The organism is Acinetobacter sp. 809848 (assembly GCF_000581275.1).
GTDB classification, from domain to species: Bacteria; Pseudomonadota; Gammaproteobacteria; order Pseudomonadales; family Moraxellaceae; genus Acinetobacter; species Acinetobacter pittii.
In genome coordinates this window covers 1-12063 of the sequence record NZ_JEXG01000045.1, presented here as the reverse complement: position 1 = coordinate 12063, position 12063 = coordinate 1, and the positions used below count along the sequence as shown (strand labels likewise).

At 38.5% G+C, this 12063-nt stretch carries 11 protein-coding genes; 6 read left to right on the top strand and 5 right to left on the bottom strand.

What is annotated here, in order from left to right; genetic code table 11:
* Nucleotides 1-34: 34 nt before the first annotated feature.
* Together dnaB and alr are read left to right on the top strand one after the other, a co-directional pair.
* Entirely contained in the window at nucleotides 35-1480 is a 1446-nt protein-coding gene (gene dnaB, locus J536_RS21560; protein ID WP_002119718.1) for a replicative DNA helicase, read from the top strand.
* A 32-nt stretch (nucleotides 1481-1512) separates the two neighbouring features.
* Nucleotides 1513-2583: an alanine racemase gene (gene alr / locus J536_RS21555; protein ID WP_080776749.1), complete on the top strand. Its 1071-nt coding sequence runs from the start codon at nucleotides 1513-1515 to the stop codon at nucleotides 2581-2583.
* 61 nt (nucleotides 2584-2644) lie between these two features.
* Here alr and J536_RS21550 read toward each other — a convergent pair whose 3' ends face one another.
* Genes J536_RS21550 through J536_RS21535 form a run of 4 tightly spaced genes read right to left on the bottom strand, consistent with a single transcriptional unit; the run spans nucleotide 2645 to nucleotide 6347 of the window.
* Nucleotides 2645-3379 (bottom strand): proteasome-type protease, encoded by a 735-nt coding sequence (locus J536_RS21550; protein WP_002119721.1) that lies wholly within the window; start codon nucleotides 3377-3379, stop codon nucleotides 2645-2647.
* Between the two features lie 16 nt (nucleotides 3380-3395).
* Nucleotides 3396-4175, bottom strand: a complete 780-nt coding sequence (locus tag J536_RS21545; protein WP_002119692.1) for a transglutaminase family protein — start codon at nucleotides 4173-4175, stop codon at nucleotides 3396-3398.
* A 2-nt stretch (nucleotides 4176-4177) separates the two neighbouring features.
* Nucleotides 4178-4774, bottom strand: coding sequence for an alpha-E domain-containing protein (locus J536_RS21540; protein WP_002119585.1), 597 nt, complete (start codon nucleotides 4772-4774; stop codon nucleotides 4178-4180).
* Nucleotides 4775-4796: 22 nt separating this feature from the next.
* Entirely contained in the window at nucleotides 4797-6347 is a 1551-nt protein-coding gene (locus tag J536_RS21535; protein WP_032063194.1) for a circularly permuted type 2 ATP-grasp protein, read from the bottom strand.
* Between the two features lie 225 nt (nucleotides 6348-6572).
* Between J536_RS21535 and J536_RS26050 the strand changes: the two genes are divergently transcribed.
* Nucleotides 6573-7580: a helix-turn-helix transcriptional regulator gene (locus tag J536_RS26050; protein ID WP_002119763.1), complete on the top strand. Its 1008-nt coding sequence runs from the start codon at nucleotides 6573-6575 to the stop codon at nucleotides 7578-7580.
* 373 nt (nucleotides 7581-7953) lie between these two features.
* Here J536_RS26050 and mnmG read toward each other — a convergent pair whose 3' ends face one another.
* Nucleotides 7954-9834 carry a tRNA uridine-5-carboxymethylaminomethyl(34) synthesis enzyme MnmG gene (gene mnmG, locus J536_RS21525; protein ID WP_032063196.1) on the bottom strand — a complete coding sequence of 627 codons (1881 nt, stop codon included), beginning with the start codon at nucleotides 9832-9834 and terminating at the stop codon, nucleotides 7954-7956.
* A gap of 232 nt (nucleotides 9835-10066) precedes the next feature.
* Between mnmG and J536_RS21520 the strand changes: the two genes are divergently transcribed.
* The 3 genes from J536_RS21520 to J536_RS21510 all read left to right on the top strand — a co-directional run.
* Entirely contained in the window at nucleotides 10067-10297 is a 231-nt protein-coding gene (locus J536_RS21520) for a hypothetical protein (protein WP_002119672.1), read from the top strand.
* Nucleotides 10298-10451: 154 nt separating this feature from the next.
* On the top strand, nucleotides 10452-11357 hold the full coding sequence (prmA, locus tag J536_RS21515) for a 50S ribosomal protein L11 methyltransferase (protein ID WP_032063197.1): 906 nt from the start codon (nucleotides 10452-10454) through the stop codon (nucleotides 11355-11357).
* A gap of 12 nt (nucleotides 11358-11369) precedes the next feature.
* On the top strand, nucleotides 11370-12063 hold a 694-nt coding region (locus J536_RS21510), incomplete at its 3' end, for a DUF3426 domain-containing protein (protein ID WP_032063920.1).

Below are 12063 nucleotides of genomic sequence, written 5' to 3'. Positions count from 1 at the left end.
TTGTGTACACCTTTCTTTATCATCAGGTCTAATTATGTCTCAGGCGAATGCCACTTCTTTAGCGCTTTCATCTCCAACAGAAAATAAAACGAGTGAATCAGGCCAACTTAAAGAGTTTCGCACTCCCCCACACAATTTAGCTATTGAACAAGCTGTGCTAGCTGCCCTGATGACAGTTGCCGAATCTTTCGAACAAGTTAACGATGTACTCAAAGAAAATGATTTTTACGCGACTCGCCATAAATATATTTTTCGTGCAATCGAGAAATTAGCACAAGAAAACTCACCCTATGATGCTGTCTTAGTAAGTGACTGGCTCTTAAAACAAAATTTACTTGATGCTATCGGTGGCGAAGAATATTTAATGCAGCTCATGGCTGACTCACCTTCAAGTTTCTATAACTTAGAAACTTATGCCACTAAAATTAAAGAGTTTTCTACGCTTCGTAGCATGATTAAAGTTAGTACTGAAATTTTGCAAAATGCTTATGACACGAAAGGCCGCGGTGTAAGTGAAATTTTAGACTTAGCTGAAACAAGTATTTTCTCATTAGCAGAACAGCACAATAACAATAAAAAAGATGCTGGTCCTAAATCTATTAGTTCTGTTACCGCAGACGTAATTAGTAAGCTTGATGAGCTTTCAAAATTAGATGGCAATATTACAGGTTTAACGACTGGCTTCTTAGAACTTGATAATAAAACATCTGGTATGCAACCTGGTGACTTAATTATCGTTGCTGCACGCCCATCAATGGGTAAAACTACTTTTGCCATGAATTTGGTTGAGAGTGTTTTGCAATATAACAAGTTACCTGCTCTGGTCTTTTCAATGGAGATGCCAGCAGACTCTATTGCGATGCGTCTTATTTCCGCAATGGGTAAAGTCCATCAAGGACATTTACGCTCTGGTAACCTCGATGCAGATGAATGGACCAAGGTGACTGGTACAATTTTGCAGCTTCAGCAAATGCATTTGTATATTGATGACTCATCAGCCCTACCTCCAACTGAACTTCGTGCCCGTGCTCGTCGTGTTGCCAAAATGCATGATGGTAAAATCGGTTGTATCATGGTCGATTACTTGCAGCTCATGAAAGTCCCGGGCATGGGTGATAACCGTGTAGGCGAGATCTCAGAAATTTCTCGTAGCTTAAAAGCATTGGCGAAAGAGATGCAATGTCCTGTTATTGCACTTTCTCAGCTTAACCGAAGTCTGGAAAACCGTCCAAATAAACGCCCTGTAATGTCCGACTTACGTGAATCCGGTGCGATCGAGCAGGATGCCGACTTAATTATGTTTATTTACCGTGATGAGGTTTATAACAAAGAGTCAAAAGAGGCCGGCACTGCAGAAATTATTATTGGTAAGCAGCGTAACGGTCCAATTGGTTCAGTTCGTCTTGCTTTTGAAGGTCAATATACTCGATTTAGTAATCTCTCTCCTGAGTATTACAGCCAATATGATGATGAAGAATAAGCTCTATCTCTAGCCCAAAGGAGTAAATGAGGGTGCGCCAAGCAACAGTTTATATTGACCGCAATGCACTTCAATATAACTTAAACCGTGTCAAACAACTCGCAACAAATTCAAAAATTGTAAGTATGGTAAAAGCCAATGCTTATGGACATGGAATCAAAGACTGTTTAGCAGCCTTAAATGCATCAGATGCCTTTGGTGTCGCCTGCCTACAAGAAGGTTTGGAAATTCGTGAATTAGGATTTCAACAACCTGTCACTTTAATTGAAGGGGTATTTTCTGAAGATGAAATGCCAATTGCAATTAAACAAAAATTTGAATGTATCATTCACCATCAACAACAGTTTGAATGGTTGATTAAACACAAACAAGCGTACATCAATCAAGGTTTAAAAGTCTGGGTTAAACTTAATAGTGGGATGAACCGGTTAGGTTTTAAAAATCCAGAAGTTATTGAAGTTATTAAGACTTTAAAATCTGAAGGATTTACTTGTGTACTTGCAATGCATTTCGCAAATGCAGATGTAGACCATCCACTTAACGAGCAACAAAAACAACAATTTCTACAAGTTAAACAAGCTTGTGATCCAGTGTTAGCTTCTTGCTGTAATTCTGCTGCTATTTATAAATGGCCAGAGTTACATTTTGATTATGTTCGTCCGGGTATCATGCTTTACGGCGCCTCACCTTTTGCAGATCAAACAGTCCATGATCTTGACTTAAAACCAGTGATGACTTTTTCAGCAGAAGTAATTGCACTCAACCATATTCAAACTAATGAACATGTCGGTTATGGATCAACTTTCTGTGCCACTCAAGCAATGGATATTGCAATTGTTTCTATAGGTTACGGTGATGGTTATCCACGAGCTTATATTAAACCGAACTATGTCGCTATTGATAAACAACCCTGTGCGGTTGTAGGGCGAGTGAGTATGGATATGATTGCAATCGACGTGACAGGCATGAAAGTAAAATTAGGCACTCCAGTTGAACTCTGGGGTCCACATCGCTTAGTTGATGATGTTGCGGATGCAAACGGAACGATAGGATATGAATTACTCTGTCGATTAAGCAATCGCCCCACTCGTAAAAGTACTTAAATAATAAAATATAAAAAAAATCCAAGCATGCTTGGATTTTTTTTATTTAAACATTCAAAATTTATCGCCAGTAATCATCTGTAGGCTTTGGCATTTCCTGTAAACCCCGACGAAGAGTATCTGACCATTGTTTACTAATCTGTGAGAAATAAGGATCATCTTCGGTTATTCGTTTTCCCATGGGGATAACAAAGCTATCTTTAATGTAGACCAATGCATCAAGTGGTAAGCCAACAGAAACATTTGAACGCAAAGTCGAATCAAAAGAAATCAGGCTACAACGTAATGCATCATCTAGTGGCATTGCATAATATAAAGCTCGATCCAGAATAGGCTTCCCGTATTTACTCTCACCTATTTGAAAATAAGGTGTATCTGTAGTTGCGCAAATGAAATTGCCTTGTGGATAGACATTATAAAGTTGCATGTCACCACCCTTAATCTGCCCACCCACCAAAATACTACAGGCATAATTCATTTGTTCTTGAGTGTCCGAACTAATATCCTCTAAAACAGTTTTTAAGGTTTTTCCAATTAGTTCAGCCGCCTCAAACATCGTATTAACACTATATAGATTAGGCTCTTGCTGCAAAGTCAGGGCATTTTGCAAATGACCTATAACAGCTTGCGTTGTTGCTAAGTTACCTGCAGTTTGCAAGGCAATAAAACGTTCTCCGGTAACGCCGAAAGTATGCAGTTTTCGGAACACAGAAATATGGTCAACTCCTGCATTGGTTCTTGTGTCACTAATAAACACTAAACCTTGTTCCAATCTTAACGCACAACAATAGGTCATTTCATTCTCTTTACATTCAACATGCCAACACTTGAACCACAGACATCATGTTCTCAACTCCACCTTGCTCTCTTACGCCACGAATAGGTGCCACATCGAGATAGTCACGTCCTACTGCAAGGTAGATATGATGTTTGGGTGTAAACAACTGATTGCTTACATCAAAACAATACCACTGATTTTCTAAAAATACCTCCGCCCAAGCGTGACTGGCCAGGTGCGGATAGTTTTGATCAAATAGATAACCAGAGACATAACGTGCAGGTAATTGTAGCGCACGACACATCGCAATTAAAATGTGAGCATGATCTTGGCATACACCTTGTCCAGCTTGAAATGCTTCGATCGCAGTTGTCTGAACCGAAGTACTTTCAGGCTGATAAAGTATTTTCTGTAAGATATTTTCGCTTAATAATGCAATATGTTGTCGGTCTTTATTCACCACAATATTTTTTGCAAAGTCCAACATTTCCGTATCACATCGGGTTGCACCTGTCATCTGCAAAAACAAATTAGTAGGTGTAGAGAGATCTACACAACCTAGTTCTATATTTTGAAGCTCAACAATTCCTTGGGCCATAAATGTAAGATGTTGGTATGGATAACGCTGACTAGCCGTCATCCATACATTGTTAAATATATCTCTCTTTATTGTTTTATCACCCGGCACGCTAATTGCCCAATTCATAACATGTTGGTGAGGCGATGTTTGAGGCATCATTTTAATATACTGAATGCTGTTCCGAGCAGTTTCAGTATAGCTATAATGCGTTTGATGATTAACCATCAATTTCATAATCAGCCCTCAAACATATTTTCCAACTGCTGTGTAAAAGTATAGTAAGCGTCCCACATAAGTTGCTGCTTTAGCGCTTGCCAATTTTCATTTATATTTTCCCAATTCAAATTAGCGAGCTGTTGCACCACTATATCTAGCTCTGATATGAGAACAGATAAATCTTCTCCAAAACGCAGTTCTATATCAAATTGCTCTATTTTTTGGCCTAAATGCAGAAATAAACGAACGTCTTCATGTTCCACTTCTAGTATTTGCGTGCATTGTTCGACTGCTTTACTCAATGCATCAGGTTGAGCTTGAAGCGTATTAATCACATTATTTAATTCTGCATAAGCATGTGATGACAAAATACCTCTTAGTTCCTGAATATTATCTTTAGCAATAATGAGCTGGTTCAGTAATGAAAATGTTTGCTTCTTGTCTAACATATAGTGATTTAGTAATTCAGCATTTTCTATGACCAAACCAAATGCTGCTGCAAATCTTGTTGCTTTCTCATCTTCTGTAAAGGGTAAATGAGAGGCTGCAAATTTAACTCGCATCAAATATCGACCCAACCAATATATTTGATGCGCACTCGAATTGAGTAAAACCATAAAGTTCCTCTTTAACCCACAATCAGGAATGTAATGTTTCAACAACCCATGTATCTTTTATACCGCCACCTTGAGACGAATTTACAACTAAACAACCCGCCTGCATGGCCACACGTGTTAAGCCACCAGGCACAATCTCTGTACGATAAGGTGAGCTCAATACAAATGGACGCAAATCAATATGACGTTCCGCTACTCCTCCCGTAGTTAAAGTTGGAGCGACAGATAAAGCTAAGGTAGGCTGCGCAATATACATATGAGGCATCGCAATCAATTTTTTTCTAAACTCATCAATTTCGCATGAGCTTGCTTTAGGTCCAATCAACATGCCATATCCGCCCGAACCTTGTGCTTCCTTAACGACTAATTGATCAAGATTAGAGAGTACATAGTCTAAGTGTTCTTCTTTACGGCACTGATAAGTGGGTACATTTTTTAGAATTGGTGTTTCATCCAAATAATATTGAATCATTTGATCTACATAAGGATAGATAGATTTATCATCAGCCACGCCTGTTCCAGGTGCATTTGCAATCACAACATTTTTTTGTAAATAAGCAGACATAAGACCTGCTACACCTAAAGCACTGTCTGGTCGAAATGCTAAAGGATCTAGAAAGTCATCATCTAAACGGCGGTAAATTACGTCTACTTTTTGACGCCCACGAATAGTTTTGACAAATACTTGATCATTTTCTACAAATAAATCCCGATTTGTAACTAATGGCACATCCATTTCACGCGCTAGAAAAGCGTGCTCATAATAAGCACTGTTAAAACGCCCGGGTGTTAGCACCACAATAAAGGGTTGATCTGCAGAAGAATTTTCTTGCAATATTTCTTTTAAAAGTTTTGGATAATGCTCAATCCCCTGTAAATTATTGGCTGTACATAGCTCAGGCATTAATTTCTGGCTAATATTTCGGCTCTCAATCATATAAGACACCCCAGAAGGTGTTCTCAAATTATCTTCTAATACAAAAAACTCCCCTTCACCATCACGGATAATATCGATCCCACTAATTTGTGAATAAATTTTTCCTTTTAAAGAATGTTTAAGCATATGGGGCTGGAAAGCATCATTTCCCATAATTTGTTCTTCGGGAATGATTTGTTCTTTTAAAATATGTTGTCCATGATAAATATCATCTAGGAAATAATTTAATGCTTTAACACGCTGTGCACAGCCTGAGGCAATTTTTTCCCATTGTTTTTTCTCGATTACTCTTGGAATTAAATCAAAAGGAATAGTGCGCTCCGTTCCTTCTTTATCGCCATAAACATTAAAAGTAATCCCATGATAAAGAAAATGCTGTTTTGCTTGGGTATTTAACTCCTTTAACTCATCTAAAGTACGGATGCTCAACCATTGTTCAATTTTTTTAGAAGCTGCACCATTTGATGTTACATCATCAAGCATCTCATTAAAGAACTGTGATTTGAGTTGCTCAAAGAAATTGGTTTGCACAGAAATATGTTCTAAAAAAGAGGTTGGGTTAATGAGTGCTGTTGTTGTCTGCTCTTGTATAAAAAAATCATTATCTAGATGTAATTCATGCTCTTGTTCTGACATAACCACCTCGTCTTATCATTTATCTATATTTCATTTTTAAATAAGCAATTTCAGTGCCACTTATATATCTGTAATACTTGTACGGCATCATTGTTATAACTTTCTTCTAAATCTTATCATCGTTTGCCCAATGGGCTATAAACTGAATCTGACAAACTTGCTAAATCTGTAAAGATTTTTTATTGTGTTGACACCAAAGCAATTGGATATAGATGTATTACGCTTATGTCTGTAATAGAAAAAGAAACTTCGAATAGTTTATATCGCCAATGGCAGATCTTGTCTCGCCTACCGACCGGCAAATGGATCGGGACTCGAGAATTGCAAGAAATGCTTGAGCGTGAAGGTATTGATATTAGTTTAAGGACTATTCAGCGTGACTTAAATCAAATTGCTCAGCGTTTTCCGATAGAGAGCAATAAAGCCGTACCTCAAGGCTGGCGGTGGCAATCCGATGCGCCTATTCAAAGCTTACCTCACATGACAAGTTCTCAAGCGGTAACCTTTATGATGGTTGAGGAGCACCTTAAGCACCTCCTTCCTCCGAGCCTGCTTGATGAGATGGGACCATGGTTCGATTTGGCCAAACGTAGTCTCTCTACTCAAAATAATGTGAGACAGTGGATTAACCGTGTACGTATTGTTCCGGCAAGCCAACCGTTAATTCCACCTGTAGTTGACCGAAATGCTCAACAAGCAATTTATGAAGGTTTGCTCCAAGACAAGCAAATAGAATGTGTTTATCGGGCACGGGTCAATCAGGGTGAAGACAGAACTTATGTTTTAAATCCTTTGGCTTTGGTACAAAAAGGTGCAGTCATTTATTTAATTTGCACACGACATGACAAAACTGAAGTTCAAACATTTGCTCTGCACCGTTTTAAATCAGCAAAAGTATTAGACAGTCGAGCACTACATCCAGTTAATTTTGATATTGATCATTATATTGACTCAGGGGCTTTAGGCTTTAGAGTGGACTATAACCAACCAACTGAATCAATTCAGCTCACCTTAACCATGACAGAGCAAACTGCTAAAACCTTTTATGAAAGTCAGTTAAGTAAAGACCAAACGATTACTCCGCTTGAAGAAAATATTGTAGAAGTTTCAGCGACTGTACCTTTTACATCTCAACTAGTATGGTGGCTACGTAGTTTTGGTAAGAAATTACTGCATATTGAGCCAGTACAAGTACATAATGCTGTGCGAGAAATTGAAACTGAGAATAAATAGATATAAAAAAGAGAACCGTAAGGTTCTCTTTAGATTTTGAATTATAATTTTCTTAATTTTATATTGTTCTTATTTTTTTACTTGTTTCAGATCAATGTATTCTCCCCCACCAAAACTGATCTGCTCTTTCTTTTGCGCTATTTTGAACATGAGCATTGGCATGCCATTTCATATCCATTGTAGCGAATTGATTTCATTGTCATGGTTAAAGCCCTCTTGTTTGAACGTGAATTCAATATAACTGGCGGCTTAAAATATGTGAAATAAGAAAAAAAGGAAGCGAAATCTCTTTTCTTCCTTAGGAAGTTTCCATATATTTTTTGAATAGAAAATAAAAAAGCCCAATAAATGGGCTTTTTGTACATTTAAATGATTAAGCTGTTTTCTTAATCATATTGTTTTTACGAATTGTGATCATTACGAGTTGAACTGCTGCTGGCGTAACACCAGGAATACGGCTTGCTTGAGCTAAAGTTTCTGGAAGAACTGTTTTTAACTTCTGCGTGATTTCACGTGACAACCCAGACACGACATCATAGTCAAAGTCGGCAGGAATTTTAGTTTCTTCAAGACGCTTTAATTGAGCAACATCTTCATGCTGACGGTTAATGTAACCTTCATATTTCACAGCAATTTCAATTTGCTCACCCACTTGTTCTGAAACTTCAGAGCCAGTAAGTTCAGCAATTTGACCGAAGGTGATATTAGGGCGCTTAAGCAAATCAATCGCACTACATTCCTTACTCAAATCAGCACCCGTCATTTCAACGAATTTTTTACCCATAGGGTTATTTGGTGCTGCCCATAAATGTTGTAAACGAGAGGTTTCACGCTCAACCGCTTCCATTTTCTCGCAATAAGCAGCCCAACGAACATCATCAACCAAACCAAGTTCACGACCAATAGAAGTTAAGCGCTGATCCGCATTATCTTCACGCAACATCAAACGATATTCGGCACGTGAGGTAAACATACGGTATGGTTCTTTAGTACCTAACGTAATGAGGTCATCAACTAATACACCCATGTAAGCTTGGTCACGTTTAGGCGTCCACTCTTCTTGCTCCCACGCACGACACGCAGCATTTAAACCTGCAAGTAAACCTTGGGCACCAGCTTCTTCGTAACCTGTTGTACCATTAATTTGACCAGCAAAGTACAAGCCATTAATCGCTTTAGTTTCAAGTGTAAATTTCAAAGCTTGCGGGTTGAAATAGTCATATTCAATTGCATAGCCCGGACGTAAGATATGAGCATTTTCCATACCACGAATTGAACGTACAAGCTCGAACTGAACATCAAATGGTAAAGAAGTCGAAATACCGTTTGGATAAAGCTCATGTGTATCTAGACCTTCTGGTTCCAAGAATACTTGATGTGAGTCTTTATCAGCGAAACGGTGAATCTTATCTTCGATTGATGGACAGTAACGCGGACCTACACCTTCAATAACACCAGTGTACATTGGTGAACGGTCTAAACCACCACGAATAATATCGTGGGTTTTTTCATTCGTATGCGTGATATAACAGTTTACTTGTTCAGGGTGCATAGAAGCATCACCCATGAATGACATCACTGGAGATGGGAAATCACCCGGCTGCGGAATCATGACTGAAAAATCAACTGAACGTGCATCAATACGTGGTGGAGTACCAGTCTTTAAACGTCCCACTGGTAATTTTAACTCACGTAAACGTTGAGCAAGTGCAATAGAAGGAGGATCTCCCGCACGACCACCGCTTGATTTTTCTAAACCAACGTGGATTACACCACCCAAGAATGTACCTGTAGTCAACACAACAGTTTTTGCATCAAAGCGAATACCCATTTGGGTAACAACACCTTTAACGGTATCGCCTTCAACAATCAGATCATCAGCTGCTTGCTGGAAAATGTCAAGATTTGCTTGATTTTCCAAAGTATCACGGATAGCAGCTTTATAGCGCACGCGGTCAGCTTGAGCACGTGTTGCACGCACAGCTGCACCTTTACGCGAATTTAAAATACGGAACTGAATACCACCTTTATCGGCAGCCAGAGCCATTGCACCACCAAGTGCATCAATTTCACGGACTAGGTGAGACTTACCAATACCACCAATTGCTGGGTTACAACTCATTTGGCCCAAAGTCTCAATGTTATGGGTCAAAAGCAAAGTCTGTCGTCCCATACGCGCAGCAGCAAGGGCCGCTTCCGTACCTGCGTGACCGCCACCGATAACGATAACATCATAAACTTTAGGATAGTGCATGAGTACAAAAACACCAGAAAAAAAAGACGGAACATTATAGCAAAATTATCTGCTTATTGATGTACATAATTACAAAATTGTCTTCACATAATTTACGCTATGCCACATGATTTGACATTTTGTTTCATGAATTCAATACAAAGTGAATGTTTTTAAAATTAATTCATCTTAGAATAAAAAATGTACAGCACTTCTATGACTTTAAAATTAACGCAACGAGAAGGAATACAAAATGAAAACGACCATGTTAAAAATCTTAACTGCATCTCTAATTTGTTTTTCAGGCGTAACTTTTACCCATGCTGCTGACACGAGCAAAGCCGAAATGCAAAAACAAATTCGAGTCTGTGCAAAAAAACAGCAAGGTGAATGGGTTTCTTACAATCACAATGGTGTGACCTTTAACGGTACTTGCCAACCAAATGAAAATGGCAAGTTACAATTTAAGGCCCCTGCTCCTTAATCTGTTTTGACATAGGTATAGAAGAAGTCATTTATTTTCCGCTATATCTCATCAGTATTTTCAAAGACGGTCCATTAAAGATGGGCCGCTTTCTTTTTTAAAATGGTCTAGTCCGCTACAATACGCCTTTAAATAAAATTTTTAGGTCCTTTTCGTGAAGTGGTTACAAATACACATTACCGTTGATCAAGAACAAGTTGAGTTCACAGAAACACTTTTAATGTCTCTAGGTGCGGTAAGCGTAACGCTGGATGATGCTGAAGATCAGGCTTTACTTGAACCATTACCGGGTGAAACACCTTTATGGAACAAAGTTATTGTGACAGGCATCTATCAACAAGACGAACAAGACCCAATTGATGTCGACACTTTAGAAGCTTTCTTAAAAGCTCAACTTCCAGATGTTCCTATGCGTCATGAAGAACTTGAAGATCAAGTGTGGGAACGCGCATGGATGGATTACTATGAGCCAATTCAGATTGGGGAAAAGTTCTGGATTGTGCCTGAATGGCTAGAGCCCCCAGAAGCGGATGCAACTAATATTAAGTTAGATCCAGGTCTTGCATTTGGTACAGGTAATCACGCAAGTACTTTCCTATGCTTACAATGGCTGGGTAAAACTGACGTTAAAGATAAAATCGTGATTGATTATGGCTGTGGTTCAGGCATTTTAGGCGTAGCAGCTTTATTACTAGGCGCTAAAAAAGTATATGCCACAGATATTGACCCGCAAGCTGTTTTAGCAACGAAACAAAATGCAGAGCTTAATGGTGTATTAGATCGACTATATGTAGGTCTTCCTGAAGAGTTTGATCAAGAATTCACACCTAAACAAGCCGATGTTTTAGTTGCAAACATTTTAGCAGGACCTTTAATGATGCTTGCGCCTGAATTTGCAAATTTAATCAAATCTGAGGGCGAGTTCGCACTTGCTGGTGTGATTGAAGAGCAAGTTGCTGATGTTTCACGTGTTTATTCTGAATTTTTTGATATATTAGATGTCGAAAAGCGCGAAGAAAACTGGTGTCGCATTTCAGGAAAACGTAAAACAATAAATTGAGATTTTTAACTCATGAATGAAAAACAAACCCGCTGCCCTAAGTGTTTAACAGTTTATAAAGTATCTCTTACTCAATTGACTGTCGCCCAGGGTATGGTTTGTTGCCCTAAATGTAATTCAAGCTTTAATGCCTTAACCCATCTAATCAATATTGAACAGCCAGTTATGGTCAACTCAACGACTCTAGCCAATGGTTCAATGCAGACAAGATATATGACGCATTCTCACGTATTAGATATCTTTGACCAAAAAGTAGAAAACTCTAATATTGATCTTTTAACTTACCTCAACAACTTAAATTACTTTCACAATGAACCTATTAATGCTCTACCAAATCTTAATTTAGCTGAGCAGGCATCCCCACAAGAACAAGACAACAATAAAAAGCATAGTTGGCTTTACTATACGCTCTGGAGCTCTGCCAACCTTATTTTAATTTTAGTTTTTACTTTTCAAATTCTCTGGTTTAACCCTAAGCTCATGCATGCAAGCCCAACCGTTAGCCATGCTTTTAATTACGTTTGCCAAATACTGCACTGCAACAAATCAGCAGAACTTTATCAACTTATCTATATAGAAAAATTAAAAGTCCGCAAGATCGATGCGAACCATACCCAGTTCTCAGGCATATTGCTCAACCAGAATGATAAAAGTATTGAGCTTCCTAACCTAAACTTGATTTTTGCAACAGAGCCAGACAAAACAG